The following is a 23,383-nucleotide window of genomic DNA, read 5'->3' as shown; positions in this document are numbered from 1 at the left end:
TCTGTTGCACATGAATTGTATGGTACTGTATGGTGGCTCCAAATGGATGTCAACGCATGATGGTGGGAAAAGACGTGAACCTTGAATCCTTGAAGATCGACACGGGCGAAACCGCGGCAGCGCAGGTGGAACGGGACCTGCGCGAATCCATCATCCGTCTGGAACTCGCCCCCGGAATGCGGCTCTCCGAACAGGAAATCGCCACCCGCATGGGTGTTTCGCGCCAGCCGGTGCGCGAGGCGCTGATCGCGCTCGGCAAATCGAAGCTCGTCGATATCAGGCCGAATCGCGGCACCGTCGTCGTGCGCATCTCGGCGCGCCAGATGATGGAGGCGCGCTTCGTACGCGAGGCGATAGAGACCGCCGTCGCGCGCCGTGCCAGCGAGAGCTTCGACAGCTGGACCCGGCGAAAGATCGATACGATCCTCGCCCGCCAGAAGGCTGCACGGGATACCGATGACCACAATGCCTTCCGCCGCGAGGATGAGCAGTTTCACATTGCCATTGCCGAAGGGGCGGGCTGCGGGCTCGCCTGGAATGCCATCTCGGATATCAAGGCGCATATGGACCGGGTCTGCAACCTGCAGCTCCGCCATCCCGATTCCATGACGCGGCTGATTGCCGAACACGAGGCGATCATCAACGCCATCGACACTCGCAACGCCGACACCGCCGAGACTGCCATGCGCAGTCACCTCAACGGCATTCTCGCCGACCTGCCGCAGATCGAGGCGGCAAATCCCGATCTATTTGAGTGACAGCGTCTTCCAGCGCGTCACATGCGCCTCCCAGCGCTGGATGAAGGCGTGCTCGACAACCAGCATGACCGCGACGAAGGCGAGGGAATAGACGAGCACGTGGGCGATTTCGAATTGCTGGAAATAGAGGTGGATGCGGAAGCCCACACCGTTCGAGCGGCCGAGAAACTCGACCACGAGCACGATCTTCCAGATCACCGCGATGCCGTTGCGTGCCGCGACCGCAAGCCACGGCGCCAGCTGTGGCAGCACGAGGTGACGCAACCGCTCTCGGCGGGAGAGACGGGCGACGGCTGCAAGGTCCTCCAGCGCCGGATCGAAGCTGCGCACGCCCTGGCGCACGGTGATCATCACCATCGCCGTCTTGTTCAGCGTCACCGCGACGATCGCTGCGAACTCGTTGAGCCCGATCCAGAGATAGCAGAGCACGATCAGCACCAGCGCCGGCAGGTTCATGAAGATCGTCACCCACGGGTCCGCCCAGCGATTGAAGGACCGGTAGCGACCGAGAAGAAAGCCGAAGAGGCTTCCCGCCGCCATCGCCAGCACGAAGGAAACGATCACCCGCAATAACGTCGCCAGCAGTTCGCGCGGCAGCCGCCCGGAAACTGTTTCCGACCAGAAGACACGCGCGACATCGACCGGTCCGGGCAGGACAGCCGGATCGGCCTTCAGGCCGGCGAGTGCAGCCCAGAACAGGCCGAAAAAACCGAGCGATAGAAAGAAGACCATGCCCGAAGGGCGGTCTTCGGCGCGCGTCCGTGCCATCGTAAGTCTCCCATTCCGACCATAGCCGCCGCGCCCATCCGCCGATCCTCGACCTTGGTCGTATGGCGGCGCCTCGGCAGGCGCATAGAAATCAGGGCGGGAGGATCTGACGATGGAGAAACGGCTGGCGCGGCGTCTAGCGCTCCTGGGCGTCCTCATTCTCGGCCTTGTCCTCTGCGGGCGCGGCGCGCTTGCCGCTCCCCTTGACCGGGAGGCGCTCGCCCGCATGGTCGTGCCACCTTATGCGCTCGGCGAGCTGGTAAACGACAAGGGTGTCTGGACGCTGCTCAATTCCGGCGGGGCGGAGGCGGGTTATGTCTTCGAGACAGGCCCCCTTGCGCCGCTTCCCGGTTTTTCCGGCGCGCCGATCAACATGCTCGTCACGATCGACAGGGACGGCCGCTTTCTCGATGTCCGGCTCGTTTCGCACAATGAACCGATCTTCGTTTCCGGCCTTGGTGAGGCGCCGTTACGCGCCTTTCTCGAGCAATATCGCGGCCATTCCATCCGCGAACCGCTCGTCGTCGGCACGCCCTATGGAGAGGCCGGCAACGGTTCCGACCTCGTCTACCTGGACGGCGTGACCAAGGCGACGGCTTCGGTGCGCATCGCGCACGAATCGATCCTTGCCGCGACGCTCGCCGTGGCGCGGGAGAAGATGCAGGGGATAGCAAGCGGCCCGCCTGTCCACCCCGATCCGGCGATAGACGAACCGCTCGACTGGACAGCGCTGGTCGCGCGCGGGCTTGCCCGGAACATCAAGGTCGACAATGCGGGAGTGGACGAGGCGTACAAGGGCACGATCTGGGCACATGACGACCCCGAGGCCGCCGCCGACCCCTCGGGCCTCTTCCTCGATCTGTGGGCAATCGATATCGGCCCTCCGGCAATTGCCCGTGCGGTGCTGAGCGAAGAAAGCCTTGCCGATCTTCAGCGCCTGTTGCGCGTTTCACCGGATGACGAGCCCATCCTCGTCATCGATGCAGGGCGTCATGGCCTCGTCTCTCCGGATTTTGTGCGCAACACGGCGCCTGACCGGCTTTCAGCCGAACAGGATGGCCTGCCGGTCGCCCTTCGGGATGCCGATATGACGGTGGAAACACGCGACGGCGTGCCGCAAGGCACGACCATGCTGTTGCGCGTCGACCGTCGGCTCGGCTTCGACCCGACACGGGACTGGACGCTCTCTGCCCAGGCTGTGCGGGCGCATGGCATGCTGAAACCGGAAATGGGATCCGTGCATTTCCCGCTCGCCCTCAAGGCCGATGCCGCCTTCTATGTCCGTCCCGAGACTGCCGTAGCCCTCCCGCCGTGGCAGGCGGCGATGGTTGATCGCCGATGGGATCTCGCGGCACTCGGCGTGCTGCTGGCCGGGTTGATGGCCGCGGTCGGTCCCGGCATGCACGCGCTTTCCGCGCCCTCGGTGCTGCGCCCCGCGCGGCTTGCCTTTCTCACGCTCGTCGTCGGGTTCGTCGGCTGGTGGGGCCAGGGTCAATTGTCGATCGTCACGCCGCTTGCGGTGCTCAGGACGGCGAGCGGCGGCGGCAACCTGGCCGTCCTTCTGTACGATCCCTTTTCGCTGCTGATCTGGGCGGCAGCCATTGCCGGCTTCGTGCTCTGGGGACGCGGGCTCTTCTGCGGCTGGCTCTGCCCCTTCGGCGCCATGCAGGAATTCGCCCATCACGCCGGCCGCCTGCTGCGGCTGCCGCAATGGAACCCCTCGCCAAAATGGGATGCGCGGCTGAAGGCAGGCACATGGCTTTCGCTTGCGGGCGTCATAACGGTCGCCGTGCTTGTGCCGGAACAGGCGGAAACGGCCGCCGAGATCGAGCCGTTCAAGACCGCCGTAACCACGTTCTTTCAACGCGAATGGTACTACGTCGCCTATGCCACCTTCTGGCTGCTGCTTGCCATGGTCACCTTCAAGGGGTTCTGCCGTTATCTTTGCCCGCTTGGCGCGCTCATGGCGTTGGGCGGTGTTTTGCGCATGCGCAAATGGATACCCCGGCGTGCGCAATGCGGCTCGCCCTGCCAGCTCTGCCGCGTCCGCTGCCCCTACGGCGCCATCGGGAAGACCGGTGAAATAGCCTATTCCCAGTGCTTCCAATGCCTCGACTGCGTGTCGATCCATGACGACGCCACGCAATGCGTGCCGCTGGTGCTCGCAGCGCGCAAGCGCACACCGATATCTGCGGAGGCGAGAGCATGAACCGTCGACGTTTCCTTTTCATCGCCGCGGCCGCCGCCTTTTCCGGCACCGCACAGGCGCAAACCACGACCTGGCAGGCGGACATGCTGGGCGGCACGGTGCGCGTAGACCTGCGTGGCCCGCGTGGGCTTTGCGAGGACACCGCCCGCAGGATCGGTGCGACGATTGCCGAGGTGGAGGCGGCAGCAAGTCTGTTCAAGGCAGATTCCGCCCTATGCCGGCTGAATTCAGCAAGCTATCTGGATAATCCGCCCCCTGTCCTTCTCGCGCTGCTGCACCTCTCCGATCACCTGCACAAGGCAACCGGCGGACTGTTCGATCCGACGGTGCAGCCGCTTTGGCGCGCGCTTGCTGAAGGGCGCAGTCCCGCAGAAGGCCGCATTGCGATCGGTTGGGAACGAGTGTCGATCGGACCGGCCATTCGCCTTGCCGAAGGCCAGGCCCTGACCTTCAACGGCATCGCGCAGGGTTATGCGGCGGACCGCGTGCGCAATCTGCTGCGGGACGCCGGCTACGGCCAGGCGCTCGTCGAAATGGGAGAATTCGCCGCGATCGGAGGGCCGTTCAGCGTCGCGGTGGAGGATCCGGCCCTCGGTGAAATCGCCATTCGCCGCCTCACCGGCAACGCCATCGCCACATCAAGTCCTTCGGCCATGCTGATCGGCAACGCGTTCCACATTCTGGGCCCAGGGGGCGAACGCCCGTGCTGGTCTACGATTTCGGTGGAAGCGGAAAGTGCCGCCGCCGCCGACGGTTTCTCGACGGCCTTCTGCCTGATGCCGGCTGCAGACATCCGTGCCGCATTGCGCCGGACCCGCTCCATCACCCGCGTAACGGCGGTGGATCTCGCCGGCGATGTCTCGACCTTCTGAGCCTAGCGCTGTGGCGCCGTGAAGGTCAGCCCGTGCTCGGCGAAAATACGGCCGATCTCGCCGTCGGCCAACGCCTTCTCGATTGCATCGTCAACGGCATAGGCGAGGTCCTTGTGCTGGAAGTTGATGCCGACGCCGAGCGTCCAGCTTCCCCGCGCGAAGCCGACGAGCGGTGGGGAATGCACTTTCAACCCATCGTCCGGATGCTGAGCGAGCCCGGCTTCCAGCTCGGCGCGTGGTCCCATCGCCGCCTTGGTGTCACCCTCCGCGAGCCCATCCACGGCTGCGGCGGTCGAGCGGAAGCGGTGGATCTTATCCACGGGGCCGATCAGCGACGTCAGGTAGAAATCGGAAATCGAGTCGTTTTCGACAGCGACGGGATCGAAACGGAAGAAGGGCGGAGTGGGCGCCTTTTCCTCATATTCCGCCGCGCGATAGGCGATCGCGACGTTTTCGGTGGCATACTGGCCGGTGAAGGTAACCTGCTCGATGCGGCAGACGAGAGCGCTGTCATAGGGTACATGCAGCATCACATCGCTGACGCGACCGCCGACGGCGGCCCCCTTCCACACATAGTTGAGCAGGTCGGCTTCCAGATTTTCACCGGCAGCGACGAGGCGGAACTTTGCCTCGACACCGAGAGCCTTCGCGATCAGTTTGCCGATCTCGACGTCGACGCCCGCCGCCCTGCCTTTCTGCTCGAAGGACCACGGCGCGTAGTCGTCATAGACCGCGAATTCGATCCAGCCCTCCTCGATGATCCGGTCGAAATCCCGGCCGACATCCTGCGCGAAGGTGTTCTGCGGCTTGGGCTGGGGCTTGTAATCCTCACAACGTGCAAAGGCGCCGCCCGGCAGGGCGGCACCGATGACGAGGGCCAGAAGGACGCGGCGCAGCATGGCGCTTTACTGCGTGGCGGAAAGGCCGACGGTCAGCACTTCCGCCGCCTTCTTCCAGCTTTCCGGCTTGTCGGAGAGGATGCGCGCCGCCTCGTAGGTGACGCTGTCGGCGATCGGGGCGCCGGAGGCCGTCTTCACGTCCGTCGCGATCGTCTCCAGCTCCTTCTTGAGCGCGGCAGTGTCGGCCACCTTGCCGCTGCCGAGCTCATCACGGATTTCGTGCAGGCGCTTCGCGTGGGCGTCGAGCGCGCCGTCCTCGGGTCGCGTTTCCACATAGGTTCGGATCGCCCAGGCAGCCTTCTGGCCGAGGATATCACCGAAGGCCGGCATCTTGGTGGTGCCGTCCTGGGTATAGCCGTGCCGGAAGCGCTCGATGAACCATTCGTCGCCCGCCTCTTCCGCCTCGAGGAAGCGCAGGTCCGGCGCAAGGCCACCCGAAACAGCACCGAGGCCATGACAGCGCGCACAGTTCTGGTTGTAACCCGACGAGCCGATCTCCACGGCCTTCAGCCAGATCTCGTGGCCCGCCTTTGCTTCACGATAGGGGTTTTCGGTGAGCCACTCCTCGCCAACTTCCGGCAGCGCATCCGTATTGACCGGTTGCGGCGCCACGTCGCCATGGGCAATCACCAGGCCGGTCGTTGCCAAGAGGATGACTGCGGCAATCCCGCCGCGAATGATGTTGGCCGACATGCGGTCCTCCCTCGCATTTCAAACTGATCGTTTTCTAAGACACACACCGCATCCTGCGATATGCGACCTAGGTCTCCCCGCCCCATGGCACCAAGGTCGTATTTCCGCTCCCGCCCCAGGACGACATTCTGGCCGGCGGGAGGAATTGACATGCCGGCAGTTTTTGCAGCGCGCCGTTGGGGCCTATGCCTTGCGACCGTGACCGTCTGCCTGGCGTCACCGGCCGCAGCCGGGATCGCCATACCGATGACCTATCTCCGGCAGGAGGTGGAGGCGCCGCCGGTGCTCTCCAACCTCGATCCGATCCCTGAAGATCGCGGCATCGCGGGCGCCGACGTGGCGCTGACGGATACGAAGACGACCGGCAGCTTCATGGGCCATGACTACAGCCTCGCCGTCGTGTCGGTCGAACCCGGCGGTGATTTCCTCGATGCAGCCCGAAAGGCGCTTGCCGCCTCGAAAATCCTCTTTGTCGACGGCACGCCGGAAGGCATGCTCGCCGTCGCCGACCTGCCGGAAGCGAAAGGCGCCCTGCTCTTCAACATCGCCTCGGGCGCCCGGCGGCTGCGCGATGCCGATTGCCGCGCGAACCTGCTGCACACCATGGCCGAAGACGCCATGCGCACTGACGCGCTGATGCAGGTCCTGAAGGCCCGGCGCTGGACGCGCACCGTGCTGATCGTCGGCCCGAAGCCGGAAGACAAGGCCTATGCCGAGACGTTGCGCGCCTCCGCCCAGAAATTCGGCGTCGACATCCTCGCCTCGAAGGACTGGAGCTTCGACACGGACCTGCGGCGCGCCGCCGGCCAGGAAATTCCGCTCTTCACCCAGGATTTCCCCGATCACGACGTTCTGCTGATCGCTGACGAAGCCGATGATTTTGCCCGCTACGTGCAGGACAACACCTGGCTGCCGCGTCCCGTTGCCGGCGCGGACGGGCTTCGCGGCGAAGGCTGGGCGCCCGTGCTCGAGCAATGGGCCGCCGTGCAGCTTCAAAACCGCTTCGAGAAGGCGGCGGGACGGGAAATGGGCTCGCGCGACTATGCCGCCTGGACGGCGCTGCGCACCATCGGCGAGGCGGTGACACGCACCAACTCCGCCGACCCGGCGGTGCTGCGCGCCTTCATTCTCTCGGACAAATTCGCCCTCGACGGGTTCAAGGGCCGCAGCCTCAGCTACCGTGCCTGGAACGGCCAGCTCCGCCAGCCGATGGCCGTCGTCAATGCCCGGGCGCTAGTCGAACTGGCGCCGCTCGACGGCTACCTGCACCAGACCAACGAAATGGACACGCTGGGCCTCGACCGGCCTGAAAGCGCCTGCACCGCCTTTGGAGAATGAGATGAGATTTCCCGCCCTGTTGATCGCCCCGCTCCTGGCCACCGTCCCGCTTCCTGTGCTTGCCGGTGAAATCTGGGTCACGAACGAGAAGGACGACACGATTTCGGTGATCGATACGACAACGCTGGAAGTTGTCCGCACCATCAAGACCGGCGAGCGGCCGCGCGGCATCACCTTTAATTCCGATCACAGCCGCGTCTATATCTGCGCCTCCGACAGCGACACGGTGCAGGTCATGGACCCGGCGACGGGAGAGGTCCTGCACGAACTGCCGTCCGGCGAGGACCCGGAGCAGTTCGTGCTGGCGCCCGACGACAAGCACCTCTGGATCGCCAACGAGGACGATGCGGTGACGACCGTCGTCGATGTGGAGACGCGGCAGGTGGCGGGCCAGATCAATGTCGGCATCGAGCCCGAGGGCATGGCCGTCTCGCCGGATGGCAAGATCGTCATCACCACCTCGGAAACGACGAACATGGCGCACTGGATCGACACCGAGAAGAAGACGATCTTCGCCAACACGCTGGTTGATTCCCGCCCGCGCCATGCCGAATTCGCCAAGGGCGGTACGGAACTCTGGGTCTCCTCGGAGATTGGCGGCACGATCACCGTCTTCGACGTCGCCACGCAGGCGGAAAAGGCAAAAATCCGCTTCGAGATATCAGGTGTCAACGCCGACCTCATCCAGCCTGTCGGCTTCGAATTCACGCCTGACGGCAAGAGGGCCTTCGTCGCGCTCGGCCCGGCCAATCATGTGGCGGTGATCGACGCGGAGACCTTTGCTGTCGATAAATACGTGCTCGTCGGCCGCCGCGTCTGGCACCTTGCCTTCTCGCCTGACCACAAACAGCTTTTCACCACCAACGGGGTCTCGGGTGACGTGACCGTCGTCGACGTCGCGACGCTCGAATCCGTGAAATCCATCAAGGTCGGCCGCTTCCCCTGGGGCGCGGCGACCCGGCCATGATTTTTTGAAGGAGAGGATAAAATGAAGAAAGCACTTTTCGCCGCCATGATGCTCGCCGCCATGCCATTCGCAGCGCTGGCAGACGACGATGACGACGCCAAGCCCGAGGCAGGCATGGGTCTTGCCGGCGTCCTCTCGAAATCCAATCGCGAGACGTTGCCGGAGCTGACGCTCTCGGCCGGGCAACCTGTTGCCAAGGCGCCCCTGACGCTGAAGTCCGGCAAATACTACACGCTGAAGATCGAGGCCGATGGCAGCCAGGAACTGGCTCTGGAAGGCGCCGGGTTCTTCCGTGCCATCTGGGTCAACGAGATCGTCATCGAGGGCATCGAAATCCGCCCGCTCGGCGTCGATTCCATCGAGTTCGACGAGGCGGGCGAGGCAGAGATCAGTTTCGTCGCGATCAAGCCCGGCAGCTACCACCTGAAAATTCCAGGCAGCACGGGCGATACGCAGCAGGTCGCCATTACCATCGAGTGAGCATCATGGGCGGATTGACGGTGGACGGCATCAGCCATGACTGGGGCGCGCGACGCGCGCTCGATGGCGTGTCGTTTTCCGTCGAGCCCGGCCGCTTCTGCGCCCTGCTCGGTCCCAACGGCGCTGGAAAATCGACGCTGTTCGGCATGCTCACACGCCTTTTCACTCCGCGCGAAGGGCGCATCGCCGTCGCCGGACACGACATGGCGCAAGAGCCGCTCGCCGCACTCGCCCGCATAGGCGCCGTCTTCCAGGCCTCGACGCTCGATCCCGACCTTACCGTCAAGCGCAACCTCCTCTATTTCGCGGCCCTGCATGGCCTTTCGGGGCGGGAGGCGGAGACGCGCGCCATGGCGGCGCTCGAGCAGCTCGGCATGGCCGAGCGCGCCGGCGAGAAGGCGGCGAAACTGAATGGCGGCCACCGCCGGCGCATGGAAATCGCGCGCGCCCTGCTGCACAGGCCACGGGTGTTGCTGCTGGACGAGCCGACGGTCGGGCTGGATGCGGCCTCGCGCGCCGCGATCACCGCCCATGTGCACGATCTCGCATCCGCCGGTCTGACCGTGCTCTGGGCGACCCATCTGGTAGACGAGGTGCGGACAACGGACCGCCTCGTCATTCTCCATCAAGGCCGCGTGCTCGCCGATGGAGAGGCCGGCGCGATCGGCGGCGACGACCTCACCGCCCGCTTCCTGGCGCTGACAGGAGAGCGGGCATGATGGCGGAGGCTTTTCCGGCAATCGAAGAGACGTCGCGCGGCTTCCTGCGCTCCCATCCCTTCATTGCGCTCAAAGCCATCCTCCACCGGGAGGTCCTGCGCTTTCTTGGGCAGCGCGGCCGGCTTATCGCGGCCCTGGTGCGACCGTTGGTCTGGCTCTTCGTTTTCGCGGCCGGCTTTCGCGCCGCACTCGGCCTGTCGATCACGCCGCCCTACCAGACCTATATCACCTACGAGATCTACATCGTGCCGGGGCTGGTCGGCATGATCCTGCTCTTCAGCGGCATGCAATCCTCCTTGAGCCTCGTCTATGATCGGGAGATGGGCTCCATGCGCCTGCTCCTGACGGCACCGTTGCCGCGCTGGTGGCTGCTGTTCTGCCGGCTCCTGGCAGGAAGCCTGATCGCCGTTCTGCAGGCCTACGCCTTCCTCGCCATCGCCGCGCTCTACGGCATCCGCTTCCCATGGTTCGGATATCTTGCCGCTGCCCCGGCCATGGCGGCAGCAGCCATGATGCTCGGCGCGCTCGGCCTGTTGCTCTCCTCCTTCATTCGCCAGCTCGAAAACTTTGCCGGCGTGATGAATTTCGTGATCTTCCCGATGTTCTTCCTCTCCTCCGCGCTCTATCCGCTTTGGAAAATGGCCGAGGCCTCGCCGCGACTGCGCGATTTCTGTGCGCTCAATCCCTTCACCCATGCCGTCGAGCTGATCAGGTTCGCCCTTTATGCAAAGGGCAATCTCACAGCACTTGCCGTCACGCTCGCCGCCTTCGTCGTCTTCGGCCTCGTTGCCGTCTGGGGCTATGATCCCGCCCGGGGCCTTGCCGCCCGAAAGGCCTGAACAGGAGAACCACCATGCGCCTTGCCATCCTCGCCGCCAGCCTGCTGCTTTCCGCCACCGCCGCCCTGTCGCAGACCGACGCCGGAGCGGGCGGCACGCTCAATCCCGAGGAGTTGACGCTGAACCGCGTCATGAAAGACGTCGCCGAAGGGCGCACCAGCATGACCATCTGCGCCACCGGCTACTACATCACCAAGTCCGGCCGGCACGAAATGGCGCGCGAACTCTTCGAACGCTGTGCCGCGGCCGGTTGGACGGGAGCCATGACCTGGATGTCGCAACTCGACGACAACGGCCTTGGCGGCGTGGAAGATCCGGATGCCGCAGCGGAATGGGACCGCCGCGCGGCCGAGGCCGGCGACCCCGTCGGCAAGCTCAATTATGGTCTGGACCTCATGCGCGGCCGTGGCGTCGTGGAAAACCGGGCGCTGGGCCGCCAGCTCGTCGATGAGGCGGCGGAGAGCGGGCTTCCCACCGCTCGGCGTCTCAAGGGCGCTGGCTATGACCTCGACGTGGTGACGCCCGACGCCGATAACTGGAAATACGCGCCAGCCTTCTGATCCTCTACAAGCCTTGCCGGGCGTCCTTCCAGACGAAGGATGCGTCCGGCGAGACGCTCCGCCTCCGCGCGCATATGGGTGACGAGTAATGTCGCGCATGGGCGCGCTGCGGCGAGCCGCTCGAAAAGGTCCATCATCTCCGAGGCCAGGGCCGGATCGAGGCTGACGAAAGGCTCGTCCATCAAGAGCAAGTCCGGTGTGGAGGCGAAGGCGCGCGCGAGTGACAGGCGTCGCTGCTGCCCGAGGGAAAGCGTGCCGGGAAAGCGCTCGCCAAGTCCCGCCAGTCCCACCTCCTCCAGCCAGCCTTGTGCCTCGTCCGCGGAAATGCGCGCGACAAGGGTGAGGTTCTGGATAGCCGTGCGCCAGGGCAGGAGAACCGGTTCCTGAAAGACCATGGCAATGCGCTCGGGTGCCTGGCGGTGTCCGGCGAAAGTGCGGTCGAGACCGGCCACGATGCGCAGCAAGGACGTCTTGCCGACCCCGGAAGGACCGGTCAGCGCCACCGTTTCGCCAGGCTGCAGCGACAGCGCCATGGCGCCGAGCACATGGTCCGGTCCCCCGCTTTCGAGGTCGAGGCTAAGAACCGGCTCAACTGCCGGGATGGTGGAAAACGCCATCGGGCAGCTCTTTCAGATCGCCGACGAGATCGGCGCCGCCGAGTTCCGTCAGCAACGCCAACAGGCGGGCGGCGGCCTTCTCATCGACCGCGCCCCGCTTGGGAATGCCGGCAAGGAAGCCTGCCTTCAGTGCCTCGAATTCCGCGTCGCTCGATGCCTTCATCATCGGACGGATGCGCTGCCAGGCGGCCGGATCGGACACGAGCTTGTCCTTGGCGGCATGCGACGCGGCGGCGATCGCTTCGGCAAGCCCGGGACGAGCCTTCAGCAGTTCCCCACGCACCACATAGCCGACGAGCGGCATTTCCGGATCAAGACCCAGGGCTTGTGTGGCCTTGTCGACCGAGACCAGCATGCGCATGCCCGCTGCCTGCATCCGGGCGCCGAAATTCCAGAAATTCAGGGCGCCCTGCACTTCGCCGTCCAACGCCGCCTTGTAGATCAGCGGCGGAGCGCCAAAGACCTGCGCCGTCGCATCCGAGAGGTCGAACCCCTCGGCCTTGCGGGCATAGGCGCGCAGGATCAGCCAGCTCTTGTCGATGGGGCTGCCGGCGACGCCGATCTTCTGACCCTTGAGATCGGCAAGCGTCCGGGCAGGACTGTTCGCCGGCACCATCAATCCACCGACGGCGCGGGAGTAGGGAATGAAGACGAGATCGCGGCCGGCCGCGCGCTGGCGCGCCACCCAGAGCCAGTCGGACACGATCATATCCACCTCGCCAGCGACAAGCGCGATCTGTGCCGCTGGCGCCCCGGCGACATCGCTCACGGCGAGGGAAAACCCGTTCGCCTTGTCGAAGCCGTGGTGGCGGATGGTGTCGGCCTCCCAGTTCACGGTGCCTGAAAGCTGGAGCGCGGCGCGCACCACCGGCGTTTCGGCAAGTGCGGGCATAAAGGACAGAAGTGCGGCGGCGACAGCGCCGGCGAGCGATATCGGAAATCTCATGGGCTCCTCCTCCGGTGAGGCTAACCGCCCGCGCGTCGGCCCGATATACGACCTATTGACGGGGGGCGAAGACGCCCGCAGACGGGCTGAAGGGGCTCTTTACGACCAAGGTCCAATTCAACCCTTCCGGAACTGCGCCGATGATCCCATTCGTGGAGCCCGCACCCTGCTGCGGGCATGGAGTGGGAGGATGCCATGAGGAAACTCGTTCTGGCCGCGATCGCGGCCATCGCCTGTTCGAGCGTAGCGCATGCCGGCGTGACGGAAGACGATCTTGCCAAGGATGCCGAAACCGTCGGCGATATCCTGACCAACGGCATGGGGCGCAGCCTGCAGCGCTTTTCGCCGATGGAGACGCTGAACACCAAGAACGTCAAGAACCTGCTGCCTGCCTGGGCCTTCTCGCTCGGTGGCGAAAAGCAGCGCGGCCAGGAAAGTCAGCCGATCATCTATGACGGCATCATGTACATTACCGGTTCCTACAGCCGTCTTTACGCTATCGACGTCAAGACCGGCAAGGAGATCTGGCAGTACGATGCCCGTCTGCCGGAGGGTATCCTGCCCTGCTGCGATGTGGTCAACCGTGGCGCAGCGATCTTCGGCGACAATATTTACTTCGGCACGCTCGATGCACGCCTCGTCGCGCTCAACCGCAAGACCGGCGACGTCGTCTGGAACAAGAAGATCGCCGACTACAAGGAAGGCTACAGCTATACCGCCGCACCGCTCATCGTGAACGGCCTCGTCGTTACCGGCAATTCCGGCGGCGAATTCGGTGTCGTCGGCGAGGTGCAGGCGCGCAATGCCGAGACTGGCGAACTCGTCTGGACCCGACCCGTCATCGAAGGCCACATGGGCACCTTCAAGGGCAAGGAAAGCACGATGACCGGCACGCTCAACGCGACCTGGCCGGGCGACATGTGGAAGACCGGCGGCGGGGCGACCTGGCTCGGCGGCTCCTATGACGAGGACACCAAGACGCTTGTCTTCGGCGCGGGCAATCCGTCGCCGTGGAACAGCCACCTGCGCAACGCCGGCAAGCCCGTCGAAGGCAACAAGGGCGACAATCTCTATGCCGCCTCGCGGCTTGGCATCGATCCTGAAAACGGCGAGATCAAGTGGCATTTCCAGACGACGCCCCGTGAAGGTTGGGACTTCGACGGCGTGAACGAGGTCGTTCCCTTCGTCGACAAGGGCGGCAACAAGCGCTTCGCGACCGCTGACCGCAACGGCTTCTTCTACGTGCTGAACCGCGAGGACGGTAAATTCGTTTCCGCCCATCCGTTCGTGAAGAACATCTCCTGGGCGAAGGGCATCGATGAGACCGGCCGCCCGATCTACAACGAAGACAACCGTCCGGGCGATGCCGCCGAGGCGGCGGATGGCGCCAAGGGCCAGCAGGTCTTTGCCGTTCCGTCGTTCCTCGGTGGCAAGAACTGGATGCCGATGGCCTACAGCCCGAAGACCGGCCTGTTCTACGTGCCCTCCAACGAATGGGGCATGGATATCTGGAACGAGCCGATCAGCTACAAGAAGGGCGCCGCCTATCTGGGTGCCGGCTTCACCATCAAGCCGCTCTTCGAGGATCACATCGGCAGCCTGAAGGCGATCGACCCGAACACCGGCGAGATCAAGTGGGAATACAAGAACGGTGCTCCGCTCTGGGGTGGCGCAATGACCACGGCCGGTGGTCTCGTCTTCTTCGGCACGCCGGAAGGTGACTTTATCGCCCTGAACAACGAGACCGGCGAGGAGCTTTGGAAGTTCCAGACAGGCTCGGGCATCGTCGGCCAGCCCGTGACCTGGGAACAGGACGGCGAGCAATATGTCTCGATCATCTCGGGCTGGGGTGGTGCGGTTCCGCTCTGGGGCGGGGAAGTCGCCAAGAAGGTCAACTATCTCAACCAGGGCGGCATGGTCTGGACCTTCCGCTTGCCAAAACAACTGGCCTCGCTGGATTGAGATTTGGAGCCGGGCGGAAACGCCCGGCTTTCATGCTTTGGCGCCTGGCCAAAAGGCCGATGAAGACGGATGAATTCGATGCTAAGCTATCGCCAGCCCTATCGGGAATGTCGCATGTTGCCAGTTCTACTGCCGGAAAAACCTGTTCGTGTGCTGAAGTCGGCGCTGATCGTGGACGATCATCCGCTGTTCTGCGACGCGCTGGCCATGACGCTGACAGGGCCGGTCGGTATTCCGGACGTGGAGGCCGTGGGCACGCTGGAGGCGGCACTTGCGCGGCTTGCCGCAGGTCCGCGGCCCGACGTCGTGGTGCTCGATCTCAACCTGCCTGACGTCAACGGGCTCGACGGGGTGGTGCGCCTGCGCCAGGCTGCACCGGAAACGCCGATCGTCGTCGTTTCGTCGCTCGACGAGGTCCGCGTGGTGCGTGCGGCGCTGAAGGCCGGCATCAATGCCTTCGTACCGAAACATGCCTCGCGTGAGGAGTTCCGCGAGGCGTTCTCGGTCATCGCGCGTGGCGAAATCCATGCAAGCCGTCTCGCTCTCGAAGGGTCGGCACCGAGCCTGTCGGAGGAAGCCGTCAAACGGCTCGCGCTGCTGACGCGCCAGCAGGCCCGCATCCTGCAGCTCGTCTGCGCCGGGCGCATGAACAAGCAGATCGCCTACGAGCTTTCCATTGCCGAGACCACGGTGAAGGCGCATGTCACCGCCATCATGCGCAAGCTTGGCGTCCAGACGCGCATGCAGGCGGTGCTCTTCGCCCAGGAAGCGAGTTTCGCGACGATGATCACCGACGCCTAAGACTATCGGGTAAGAACCGCATTCCATGCTGGCCGTCGCTGCGCCGGATGCTTTAGAGTGGAAGACGGGGGAACGGCGGAGGAGGCCATCACCCGTGGATGAACACTATGTCGCCCGTGCGCTCGTTTCCGCGCACGAGAACTGTCCTGTCGATCGTCTGGCGGCCAGCCTTGGCTCCGGTCCGTTTTCGCTCGTGCTGCTTTTCGTTTCGCCCGAGGCGGATGTCGCCGGCATTGTCGCGGAGGCCTCGAAAGCATGGCCGGATGCGAAGATTGCGGGTTGCACGACAGCGGGCGAGATTACCGGTGATGGCTACGACGAGGAAACGATTGTCGCCGTCGGTTTCAACGCCCGCCATTTCGCTGCGGAAACGCTTCTCGTTCCCGATCTCTCGAAACTCGCCGCCAGCGAGCTTTCCGACGCGTTGCTCCTCATTCGCCAGTCGCTCGCCCGCGACCACGGCCACCTGCCGGAGGAATTCGCCCTGCTTCTCGTCGACGGGCTTTCGGCGCGCGAGGACGAACTTGCCTCGGCGCTGGCCGCCGCAACCGGCGCAATGCCGCTGATCGGCGGCTCGGCGGGCGACGGCACGCATTTTCGCGAAACGCTTGTCTTCGACGGAGAGCGGCTTCTCGCCAATGCCGCCGTCATCTCCGTCATTCGCGGTGACTGTCCCCTGCGCTCCTTCAAGATGGACCACATCAAGCCGACGGAGCGGCGAATGGTGGTGACGGAGGCGGATCCTGCGGCCCGTATCGTGCGGCGCATCAATGCGGAGCCGGCCATTCATGAATATGCACGCCTCATCGGCATGGATCCGGAAAGCGTCAACACCCTGACCTTCGCGATCCATCCGCTCACCGTGCGCATGGGCGAGCGCCATCATGTGCGCGCCATCCAGCGGGTGCTGCCTTCGGGCGAGCTGCTGTTCTTCTCGGCGATTGACGAGGGCATGGTGCTGACGATCGCCGAGCCGCACGATCTCGTCGGGCACCTTTCGGCGGAACTGCAGGCGCTGAAGGCGCCGGCCAATCCCGTCGCCGTGCTCGCCTTCGATTGCATTTTGCGGCGGATAGAAGCGCAGGAGCGGCAGATGACCGGCCGTGTCTCGGATCTGCTGCGCCAGCACGGCGTCATCGGCTTTTCCACCTATGGCGAGCAGATCGGCCCCATGCATATCAACCACACGATGACCGGCTTCGCCTTCTACCCACCGGGCACCGTCGTTTCGGGAAAAAGCCCATGAACAGCCGCATTTCCGACGGGCTGTTCGATCCTGCCGATGGCGAGGCCCGCAATCTCGAAAAGATGCTTGTCATCGCCGACGCGCTGATGCGCCATGTCGAGCAGAGCACCGGTGAGCGGGGCGCCGCCTTCGAGCAGTTTCGCCGCGCGGCCATGCTGGAGGAGCGGGTGCGCCAGCGCACGCGCGACCTCGAGGCGACGCTGAAGCTTCTCAACGATGCCAACAGCGCTGCCGAGAGGGCGCGCCGCGATCTCTCGCTCGCCATCGAGGCCATCGAGGAGGGCTTTGCGCTCTTCGATCCGGCGGAGGTCCTCGTGCTGTGCAATTCCCGCTTCTGCCGGGACCTCGCCGATATACGCCCGGCACTTTCGCCCGGGATTACCTTTGCCGACTACGTCCAGACGGTCAGCCGCTCCGTAAAACTTGCACTCCCACGGGGTGTCACGCCAAAGAGCTGGGCAGCGGAGCGCATGCGGCTGCACAGGGCGCGGCAGGTCTTCAATGTCGGGCTTTCCGGCGACCGCTGGCTTCAGGTCAGCGAGCAGCGCACGGCCGATGGCGGCACCGTCATCCTCCAGACCGATATTACCGACCTGATCCGCATGGAGCGCTCGGAGCGCGGCAAGCTCCTCGACGACCAGGCGCGCATGATCCGCGCCACGCTGGAGCATATCAACCAGGGCGTCGGCATTTTCGACGCCAACCGCCGGCTTGTCGGCTGGAACAGCCGGATCGCGCAACTGCTCGACATTCCCCCCCGCCTTTTGCGGCGGGGCATCCCCTTCGAACTCCTGGCCAACCATATCAGCCACGCGGTTACGCTCGGCGACGGTTTTTCGGGAGACATGCTGCGGCAATGGATCGACGGCGGTTTGCCGCGCGGGGCCCTTTCCTTCGAAGTCACGCATGCCTCCGGCATCATCCTCGATGTTTTCGCGCAGGAAATGCCCGGCCGCGGTTTCGTGATGTCCTTTGCCGACGTGACGCGCGAACGCCTTGCCATCCACGCCATGATCCGGGCGAACAACTCGCTGGAGGCGCGCGTGGCTGCCCGCACCGGCGATCTCGCCGCCGCTCTCGCCGAGGCCGAACGTGCCAATTCCGCCCGCGTGCGCTTCGTCGCCGCGGCCAGCCACGACCTTCTTCAGCCGCTGTCCGCCGCTAAACTCTTCGTTGCCGCCGCCCGCGACGATGCGGAAGCGACGCCCATGCAGGGGACGCTGGAAAAAGCGCACAACGCGCTGGTCAGCGTCGAAGGCATTCTGGGCGCGCTGCTCGACATTTCCCGGCTGGAAGCAGGCGGCGCGGCGATCGATATCGGTCCGGTGCCACTCTCGCTGCTTCTCAGGCAGCTCACCGACGAATTCGCTCCCATAGCCGCCCGCAAGGGCCTGCGGCTCGACATCCTGCCCTGCGGACTCACCGTTTCGAGCGATCCGACATATCTGCGCCGCATCCTGCAAAACCTCATCAGCAATGCTATCCGCTATACGGCGAGCGGCCGTATTCTTGTCGGCCCGCGAAGGTCGAACGGTCAGGTCCGCATCGAGGTGCACGATACGGGACCGGGCATCGCGCCGGACCAACAGCAGGCGATCTTCCGGGAATTCCACCGCGTCCAGGGATCCGCGTCCGCCTCGGAAGGCATGGGCCTTGGCCTTGCCATCGTCGAACGGGCCTGCGGGCTTCTCGGCCATCGGCTCTCGCTGCGCTCGGAGCTTGGTCGCGGCACCTGTTTTACCGTTGAGCTCAATCCCGTCGCGCACCAGGCCGGCCCCATCTACCGCGAGGTGACGCCGATTATTCCGGAGGAACCCGGCGACAACGGCGACCGCATCGCCCTGCTCGTCGAAAACGACGTGGACCTGCGCCGGGCCATCGCACTGCTGCTGGAACGCCGTGGCGTCAGCGTGCTGGAGGCGGCAAGCGGCGAGGAGGCGCTATCCTTGCTGGAGGAAATCGGCATCGTGCCCGATATCTACCTCGTCGATCAACAGCTCGACGGCGCGCTGACGGGCATCGAGACGGTGGAGGCTTTGCACGCCCAGTACGGCGAGCGCCCGACCCGCATCCTGACGGCCGACCGCAAGCCGCAGACCCGCCTTGCCGCCGAGGCCGCCGGCATCGAGATCATGTACAAGCCGATCGCTGCCGATGCGCTGGAAGCCTTCGCGCTGCACGCCGGCTGATCCGCAAGGCCGACACCAAGGTCGCATTGCGACGTCAGCCGCCCCATGGGACATCCCTTTCACCTGGTCTGGAGGAGATGGACATGAAGAAATTTCTGGCGGCGGCAGCCCTGATGATCCTCGCGAGCGGCACGGCGCATGCCGCCGAGCACATGGTCAAGATGATGAACAAGGGCGAGAGCGGCAGCATGGTTTTCGAACCTGCCGCGATTGCCGCGCAGCCGGGCGATACGGTCCACTTCATCCCCACGGACAAGAGCCACAATGTCGAGGGCATCAAGGGCATGCTTCCCGAAAGTGTCAAACCCTTCAAGAGCAAAGTGAACGAGGAATATGTGCTGACGGTCACCGAACCCGGCTATTACGGCGTCAAATGCTCGCCGCATTACAGCATGGGCATGGTCGCCCTCATCCGCGTGGGCGACGGTGCGTCGAATGCCGAGGCCGCCAAGGCGGTCAAGCTGCCCAAAAAGGCGGGCGAGCGGATGACGGTCTCCTTCGAGGCCCTAGCGGCGAAGTAGGCACGCGGCGAAGATGGCGCCGGGCGCCATCCATTCAGGTGTCGGCTGGAAGCGGTCGGTCTTCAGCCGGCGCCAAGATAGGGCATGACCTCGAGCGCACCGCGATAGATCATGTCGAGCGAGACATACAGGATGATCGCAAGACCGACATAGGCGATCCACCGGTGCCGGTTGAGCAGGTTGGCGATGAAGTTCGCCGCGATGCCCATCAGCGCGATGGAAAGCACGAGGCCGATGACCAGCACGCTCGGATGCTCGCGGGCCGCTCCTGCGACGGCCAGTACATTGTCGAGCGACATCGAAACGTCCGCGACGACGATCTGCGTGGCGGCCTGGAAAAAAGTCTTCTTCGGCGCATCCTGAAGACTTGCCTCATCCTGGCCGCCATGACCGGCATGCAGCTCGCGCCACATTTTCCAGCACACCCAGAGCAGAAGCAGACCGCCGGCGAGCAAAAGGCCGATGATCGCGAGAAGATGCACCGCAACCGTCGCAAAGAGGATGCGCAGCACCGTTGCCGCGATGATGCCGACGAGGATCGCCTTCTTGCGCTGGGCCGGATCGAGACCCGCCGCGGCAAGGCCGATGACGACGGCATTGTCGCCGGCCAGAACCAGATCGATTGCAATGACTTGCAGAAGCGCCGTCAGACCGGCGGCTGTCAGAATTTCCATGCGTCCCACCTTCCGATGCGCGAGGCTCAGGCGGACCGTCCCCTGCCCACCTGATTCCGATCAGTACCCTTTCGGATTTGCGGTTTGCAAGGCGAATTCACATTTTCGTGAAAATGCAGATCGGCGGGCCGGAGCCCGCCGATGAGAAAGGCCATGATCAGGCTGGCCTCAGATCGCCTGTGGTATGTTTCCGTCCTGATCGATCAGGCTGAAGACCCGTTCTACCGCGCAGGGGATGGGCCCAAGCACCGGCCGGCCGAACCGTGTCCGAAGCTGTTCGGCGGCCTGGCCGAGCGGGCCGCCGCCGATGATAACGGCCTCGGCGCCATCCCGTTCGATGCATTCGCGCACCGAACCCGCAAGCGCCTCCGCCAAAAGCCCGGCATCGGCGGCCAGAGCCAGCGGGTCGCCCGCCGTGCAGCGCGCACCCGCATAGAGATGACCGAGGCCAAGATCATGAGCTCGCTGGTCGATGGCTTCGGCAAGATCCGGCGTCGAGGTGGCGACGGCAAACCGGCGCGCGCCTTGCGAGGCTTCGATCATCGAAGCCTCGCAGATGCCGACGACGGGTACGTTCACCTTACGGCGAAGCTCGGCAAGGCCGGGATCGCCGAAAGCGCTGACGATGATCCCCACACAATCGCGGTCGTGCGCCGTGCCAAGCTCGACCACCTGGCTGGCGGAGGCCGCCAGCTGTTCGGGCGTGGTGATCATCGACGGGCTGCGATCCGCCGTCACGACCCGGACGTCGAGCCTGCCACCTGCGGCCTTCTGCGCGATGGTCTGCATCATGTCGCTGGTGGCAAGCGAACTGTTGGGGTTGATCAACAGTATATGCGGGGTCATTTCGGTTATGTTCCTGCCTTGAGGGGCGCGCCCGCGGCGACGTTTTCACTCGTGCCGACGTTATCCGCGCGTTGGGTGATGTCCTCCATCGACATGCCGTAGGTTTCAGGTCCCAGGCGAATGCAGACCGCGAAGACGGCATACATGGCGGCCGCCAGGCCGAACACGCCGCCCATGCCGTAGCTGTCGAACAGCGCGCCCGAGATGGTCGGTACGAAGGAACCGGCGGCCGAGCCCGATGCCAGGATGAACGCGACGCCGAAGGCACGGATGCGGGTCGGGAAGAGTTCCGGCGCGTAGATCCAGATCGAGGTGTTCAAGAGAAGCACGAAGAACTGGAAGAGCGCGCCGAAGAACAGCACCATATAGATGGTGGTTCCGAACTGGAGGATGGAGAGTGCTGCAAGGCATGCGCAGATCGCGCCGACCGTCAGCACGCGCTTGCGGGGGAAGTAGTAGCCGAACAGCGAGGCAGCGATGGCGCCGAGAACGCTGCCGCTCTGAATGATCATGCTGTAGAACAGGCTGCCCTGCAGCGTGTAGCCCATCGAGACGAAGATGATCGGCATCAGGGTGAGCACGGAAAGCTGCGCGCCGTAGCTCATCAGGATGGCGATCGACACCGGCACGATGCGGCCGAGGAACGGTCTGCGGAAGAGTTCCTTCCAGGCACCCTTGGCACGTGGCGCGTCCTGTTCGTTGTCCTTCGTCAGGTATTCGCGGACGACAAGATTTTTTGGCCGGAGCGTACCGGAATCCAGCACCGAGAGCACCTTGTTCGCCTCGTCGATGCGGCCCTGCGACGCAAGGAAACGCGGCGTTTCCGGCACGTAGCGGCGATAGAAGACGACAAGCAGGGCTGGCAGCGCCAGCGAGGCGAAGAGCCAGCGCCAGCTATCCTCACCGGGGAAGATGGTAAAGATCATCAGCCCGTAGACGGGCGCCAGGAAATTGCCGAAGCCGCCCGCGCCCACATTGACGAGGCCGGCGGCCGTTCCGCGAAATTTCGGCGAGCAGAATTCCGACAGCATGGTGACGGCGGTCGAGATTTCGCCGCCGACGCCGAAGCCGACAATAGCGCGGGCGATGCACAGGAACATGAAATCCGGTGCGAGTGCGCAAGCGGCCGAGCCGAGCGAAAACAGCAAGAGATTGATGGTCAGCATGACCCGACGGCCGTAGCGGTCGCCGAGAATGCCCGAAAGCAGGCGGCCGATGGCCGCACTTCCGAAGGTGATCGTATTCAGGAAGCCGATATCCGTGCCCGTCAGGCCCCAATGCTCCTTCAGGAGCGGGCCGGACACGCCGATCGTGTTCTGCTCGAAGCTGTCGAACAGGCAGCCGATCAGTACCAGCGCGATGATCTGTTTATGCGCGCGCGTGACCCCGATGCGGGTGAGCGCGCCCTCCAGTTGACGAATTGCCGGCGATGATTTGCCGGACTGCACCATGCCTTCTGCTGCCATAGTCTCCTCCTCTTTGGCCTCAGTATGAAAATGTATTTTCTTATACTATATGTATGAAATCATTTTTTCAAGGAACTTTAAGTGCGCTTTGACCGGCGCACCTTGCGAAGTGCGACGGCTCCGTTACAACCTTGATTTTAATGGGAGGCTGGCGTGACCAAGACGGGTTCCACGGATCGTTCGTTTCTGCACCGCGTGCGCGACGCGCTCGACGACCTGCACCCGGCCGAGCGGCGGTTGGGCGATTTCGTCTGCGACTTTCCAGGCGAACTGGCCAGCTATTCCGCCTCTGAACTCGCCAAACTCGCGCAGGTCTCGAATGCTACGGTGACGCGCTTCGTTCGAAGGCTCGGCTATGAGAGCTATGAGGAGGCGCGCCGCCATGCGCGCGACGAGCGGCAGACGGGTTCACGCCTTTTTCTCGCCGCCTCCAGCGATGCCGCCGCAGCGCAATCCGTCGCCGCCCATGTCGCACAGGGCATCAGCAATCTAGAGGGCACCTTCGCGACGATTACGGATGTGCAGGTCGACGCCGTCGCCGATGCCATCTTCGACGCGCGCAAGACCTGGGTGATCGGCTTTCGCAGCAGTCACGCCTTTGCCGAGTATCTGCAATGGCAGATGACCCAGGTGGTGGAAAACATCGTCGCCATTCCCGGCGCCGGCCAGACGCTCGGCGAACACCTCGCCAGCGTCACGGAAAAGGATGTCGCCATCGTCTTCGGCCTGCGCCGCCGCGTGGCGCAGATGGACGCCATCCTGACGTCCATCGAAAAAAGTGGCGCCAAGCTCCTCTACATCACGGATGAGGGCGTGCCCCACCGCGCGACTGCGACCTGGCACTTCCGCTGCCAGACGCTGGCGCCCGGCCCTCTCTTCAACCACGTCTCCGTCATGGCCGTTTGTCATCTCATCACGACACGCGCCATCGAACGCGCCGGCCCTGCCGGCCGCACCCGCCTGCGCGGCATCGAGCGCTTCGGGGACATGCTGGAAGAACTCTAGGCAAACCC

The 23,383-nt window shown here is 64.4% G+C and carries 23 protein-coding genes; 15 read left to right on the top strand and 8 right to left on the bottom strand.

All coding sequences use genetic code 11. The features are described from left to right. The first annotated feature begins 56 nt into the window (after nt 1-56). Nucleotides 57-758, top strand: coding sequence for a GntR family transcriptional regulator (locus MUO32_RS04675; RefSeq protein ID WP_257947054.1), 702 nt, complete (start codon nt 57-59; stop codon nt 756-758). On the opposite strand, the gene MUO32_RS04670 is transcribed toward MUO32_RS04675, so the two are convergent. Continuing rightward, complete coding sequence (locus MUO32_RS04670; protein WP_257947053.1) at nt 747-1,526, bottom strand: ABC transporter permease; 780 nt, start codon at nt 1,524-1,526, stop codon at nt 747-749. The genes MUO32_RS04675 and MUO32_RS04670 overlap by 12 nt on opposite strands. A 112-nt stretch (nt 1,527-1,638) precedes the next feature. Between MUO32_RS04670 and MUO32_RS04665 the strand changes: the two genes are divergently transcribed. Both MUO32_RS04665 and MUO32_RS04660 read left to right on the top strand, forming a co-directional pair. Further along, complete coding sequence (locus tag MUO32_RS04665) at nt 1,639-3,735, top strand: 4Fe-4S binding protein (protein ID WP_257947052.1); 2,097 nt, start codon at nt 1,639-1,641, stop codon at nt 3,733-3,735. Next, a complete protein-coding gene (locus MUO32_RS04660; RefSeq protein ID WP_257947051.1) occupies nt 3,732-4,607 on the top strand; it encodes an FAD:protein FMN transferase in 876 nt (291 codons plus the stop codon). The genes MUO32_RS04665 and MUO32_RS04660 overlap by 4 nt, the downstream gene beginning before the upstream one ends. 2 nt (nt 4,608-4,609) lie before the next feature. Here MUO32_RS04660 and MUO32_RS04655 read toward each other — a convergent pair whose 3' ends face one another. Then, nucleotides 4,610-5,506 (bottom strand): transporter substrate-binding domain-containing protein, encoded by an 897-nt coding sequence (locus tag MUO32_RS04655; protein ID WP_257947050.1) that lies wholly within the window; start codon nt 5,504-5,506, stop codon nt 4,610-4,612. Between the two features lie 6 nt (nt 5,507-5,512). Beyond that, entirely contained in the window at nt 5,513-6,199 is a 687-nt protein-coding gene (gene pedF / locus MUO32_RS04650; protein ID WP_257947049.1) for a cytochrome c-550 PedF, read from the bottom strand. Nucleotides 6,200-6,349: 150 nt separating this feature from the next. On the opposite strand from pedF, the gene MUO32_RS04645 reads away from it, so the two are divergent. The 6 genes from MUO32_RS04645 to MUO32_RS04620 are packed head-to-tail and all read left to right on the top strand — an operon-like array spanning nt 6,350 to nt 11,102. Beyond that, on the top strand, nt 6,350-7,537 hold the full coding sequence (locus MUO32_RS04645) for an ABC transporter substrate-binding protein (protein ID WP_257947048.1): 1,188 nt from the start codon (nt 6,350-6,352) through the stop codon (nt 7,535-7,537). A 1-nt stretch (nt 7,538) separates the two neighbouring features. Next, on the top strand, nt 7,539-8,504 hold the full coding sequence (locus MUO32_RS04640) for a YVTN family beta-propeller repeat protein (protein WP_257947047.1): 966 nt from the start codon (nt 7,539-7,541) through the stop codon (nt 8,502-8,504). 21 nt (nt 8,505-8,525) lie between these two features. Next, nucleotides 8,526-8,984, top strand: a complete 459-nt coding sequence (locus tag MUO32_RS04635) for a hypothetical protein (protein WP_257947046.1) — start codon at nt 8,526-8,528, stop codon at nt 8,982-8,984. Nucleotides 8,985-8,989: 5 nt separating this feature from the next. Next, complete coding sequence (locus MUO32_RS04630; protein ID WP_257947045.1) at nt 8,990-9,703, top strand: ABC transporter ATP-binding protein; 714 nt, start codon at nt 8,990-8,992, stop codon at nt 9,701-9,703. Beyond that, entirely contained in the window at nt 9,700-10,542 is an 843-nt protein-coding gene (locus MUO32_RS04625; protein WP_257947044.1) for an ABC transporter permease, read from the top strand. The genes MUO32_RS04630 and MUO32_RS04625 overlap by 4 nt, the downstream gene beginning before the upstream one ends. A 14-nt stretch (nt 10,543-10,556) precedes the next feature. Further along, nucleotides 10,557-11,102 carry a tetratricopeptide repeat protein gene (locus MUO32_RS04620; protein ID WP_257947043.1) on the top strand — a complete coding sequence of 182 codons (546 nt, stop codon included), beginning with the start codon at nt 10,557-10,559 and terminating at the stop codon, nt 11,100-11,102. Here the strand turns inward: MUO32_RS04620 and MUO32_RS04615 are convergent. Beyond that, nucleotides 11,042-11,719, bottom strand: coding sequence for an ABC transporter ATP-binding protein (locus MUO32_RS04615; RefSeq protein WP_257947042.1), 678 nt, complete (start codon nt 11,717-11,719; stop codon nt 11,042-11,044). The genes MUO32_RS04620 and MUO32_RS04615 overlap by 61 nt on opposite strands. Further along, on the bottom strand, nt 11,691-12,665 hold the full coding sequence (locus MUO32_RS04610) for an ABC transporter substrate-binding protein (RefSeq protein WP_257947041.1): 975 nt from the start codon (nt 12,663-12,665) through the stop codon (nt 11,691-11,693). Before MUO32_RS04610 ends, MUO32_RS04615 begins: the two co-directional genes overlap by 29 nt. Before the next feature lie 195 nt (nt 12,666-12,860). On the opposite strand from MUO32_RS04610, the gene MUO32_RS04605 reads away from it, so the two are divergent. The 5 genes from MUO32_RS04605 (at nt 12,861) to MUO32_RS04585 (ending at nt 19,384) form a co-directional block, all read left to right on the top strand. Continuing rightward, nucleotides 12,861-14,627 carry a PQQ-dependent methanol/ethanol family dehydrogenase gene (locus MUO32_RS04605; protein WP_257947040.1) on the top strand — a complete coding sequence of 589 codons (1,767 nt, stop codon included), beginning with the start codon at nt 12,861-12,863 and terminating at the stop codon, nt 14,625-14,627. 114 nt (nt 14,628-14,741) lie between these two features. Further along, entirely contained in the window at nt 14,742-15,428 is a 687-nt protein-coding gene (locus tag MUO32_RS04600; RefSeq protein ID WP_257947039.1) for a response regulator transcription factor, read from the top strand. Nucleotides 15,429-15,522: 94 nt separating this feature from the next. Next, nucleotides 15,523-16,674, top strand: coding sequence for an FIST N-terminal domain-containing protein (locus tag MUO32_RS04595; RefSeq protein WP_257947038.1), 1,152 nt, complete (start codon nt 15,523-15,525; stop codon nt 16,672-16,674). Next, nucleotides 16,671-18,863, top strand: a complete 2,193-nt coding sequence (locus MUO32_RS04590; RefSeq protein WP_257947037.1) for a PAS-domain containing protein — start codon at nt 16,671-16,673, stop codon at nt 18,861-18,863. The genes MUO32_RS04595 and MUO32_RS04590 overlap by 4 nt, the downstream gene beginning before the upstream one ends. Before the next feature lie 83 nt (nt 18,864-18,946). Beyond that, on the top strand, nt 18,947-19,384 hold the full coding sequence (locus tag MUO32_RS04585; RefSeq protein WP_257947036.1) for a pseudoazurin: 438 nt from the start codon (nt 18,947-18,949) through the stop codon (nt 19,382-19,384). A 62-nt stretch (nt 19,385-19,446) separates the two neighbouring features. Here the strand turns inward: MUO32_RS04585 and MUO32_RS04580 are convergent, their stop codons facing one another. From MUO32_RS04580 to MUO32_RS04570, 3 genes are all read right to left on the bottom strand, one after another. Further along, a complete protein-coding gene (locus MUO32_RS04580; RefSeq protein WP_257947035.1) occupies nt 19,447-20,058 on the bottom strand; it encodes a TerC family protein in 612 nt (203 codons plus the stop codon). A gap of 168 nt (nt 20,059-20,226) precedes the next feature. Beyond that, nucleotides 20,227-20,904, bottom strand: coding sequence for an aspartate/glutamate racemase family protein (locus tag MUO32_RS04575; protein WP_257947034.1), 678 nt, complete (start codon nt 20,902-20,904; stop codon nt 20,227-20,229). A gap of 5 nt (nt 20,905-20,909) precedes the next feature. After that, entirely contained in the window at nt 20,910-22,370 is a 1,461-nt protein-coding gene (locus MUO32_RS04570; RefSeq protein ID WP_257947033.1) for an MFS transporter, read from the bottom strand. A gap of 153 nt (nt 22,371-22,523) precedes the next feature. Between MUO32_RS04570 and MUO32_RS04565 the strand changes: the two genes are divergently transcribed. Next, entirely contained in the window at nt 22,524-23,375 is an 852-nt protein-coding gene (locus MUO32_RS04565; protein WP_257947032.1) for a MurR/RpiR family transcriptional regulator, read from the top strand. Nucleotides 23,376-23,383: the final 8 nt, after the last annotated feature.

It is taken from the genome of Shinella sp. CPCC 101442, from assembly GCF_024704725.1.
Lineage (GTDB): Bacteria > Pseudomonadota > Alphaproteobacteria > Rhizobiales > Rhizobiaceae > Shinella.
The sequence above is the reverse complement of the archived record's forward strand: the minus strand, read 5'-3'. Positions and strand labels throughout refer to the sequence as shown.

Coding starts and splice junctions, on each gene's coding strand:
- MUO32_RS04600 (WP_257947039.1), top strand. CDS start 14,742: ATGTTGCCAGTTCTACTGCCGGAAAAACCTGTTCGTGTGCTGAAGTCG.
- MUO32_RS04645 (WP_257947048.1), top strand. CDS start 6,350: ATGCCGGCAGTTTTTGCAGCGCGCCGTTGGGGCCTATGCCTTGCGACC.
- MUO32_RS04660 (WP_257947051.1), top strand. CDS start 3,732: ATGAACCGTCGACGTTTCCTTTTCATCGCCGCGGCCGCCGCCTTTTCC.
- MUO32_RS04640 (WP_257947047.1), top strand. CDS start 7,539: ATGAGATTTCCCGCCCTGTTGATCGCCCCGCTCCTGGCCACCGTCCCG.
- MUO32_RS04670 (WP_257947053.1), bottom strand. CDS start 1,526: ATGGCACGGACGCGCGCCGAAGACCGCCCTTCGGGCATGGTCTTCTTT.
- MUO32_RS04635 (WP_257947046.1), top strand. CDS start 8,526: ATGAAGAAAGCACTTTTCGCCGCCATGATGCTCGCCGCCATGCCATTC.
- MUO32_RS04610 (WP_257947041.1), bottom strand. CDS start 12,665: ATGAGATTTCCGATATCGCTCGCCGGCGCTGTCGCCGCCGCACTTCTG.
- MUO32_RS04585 (WP_257947036.1), top strand. CDS start 18,947: ATGAAGAAATTTCTGGCGGCGGCAGCCCTGATGATCCTCGCGAGCGGC.
- MUO32_RS04625 (WP_257947044.1), top strand. CDS start 9,700: ATGATGGCGGAGGCTTTTCCGGCAATCGAAGAGACGTCGCGCGGCTTC.
- MUO32_RS04605 (WP_257947040.1), top strand. CDS start 12,861: ATGAGGAAACTCGTTCTGGCCGCGATCGCGGCCATCGCCTGTTCGAGC.
- MUO32_RS04630 (WP_257947045.1), top strand. CDS start 8,990: ATGGGCGGATTGACGGTGGACGGCATCAGCCATGACTGGGGCGCGCGA.
- MUO32_RS04615 (WP_257947042.1), bottom strand. CDS start 11,719: ATGGCGTTTTCCACCATCCCGGCAGTTGAGCCGGTTCTTAGCCTCGAC.
- MUO32_RS04620 (WP_257947043.1), top strand. CDS start 10,557: ATGCGCCTTGCCATCCTCGCCGCCAGCCTGCTGCTTTCCGCCACCGCC.
- MUO32_RS04570 (WP_257947033.1), bottom strand. CDS start 22,370: ATGGCAGCAGAAGGCATGGTGCAGTCCGGCAAATCATCGCCGGCAATT.
- MUO32_RS04655 (WP_257947050.1), bottom strand. CDS start 5,506: ATGCTGCGCCGCGTCCTTCTGGCCCTCGTCATCGGTGCCGCCCTGCCG.
- MUO32_RS04575 (WP_257947034.1), bottom strand. CDS start 20,904: ATGACCCCGCATATACTGTTGATCAACCCCAACAGTTCGCTTGCCACC.
- MUO32_RS04665 (WP_257947052.1), top strand. CDS start 1,639: ATGGAGAAACGGCTGGCGCGGCGTCTAGCGCTCCTGGGCGTCCTCATT.
- pedF (WP_257947049.1), bottom strand. CDS start 6,199: ATGTCGGCCAACATCATTCGCGGCGGGATTGCCGCAGTCATCCTCTTG.
- MUO32_RS04580 (WP_257947035.1), bottom strand. CDS start 20,058: ATGGAAATTCTGACAGCCGCCGGTCTGACGGCGCTTCTGCAAGTCATT.
- MUO32_RS04590 (WP_257947037.1), top strand. CDS start 16,671: ATGAACAGCCGCATTTCCGACGGGCTGTTCGATCCTGCCGATGGCGAG.
- MUO32_RS04675 (WP_257947054.1), top strand. CDS start 57: ATGATGGTGGGAAAAGACGTGAACCTTGAATCCTTGAAGATCGACACG.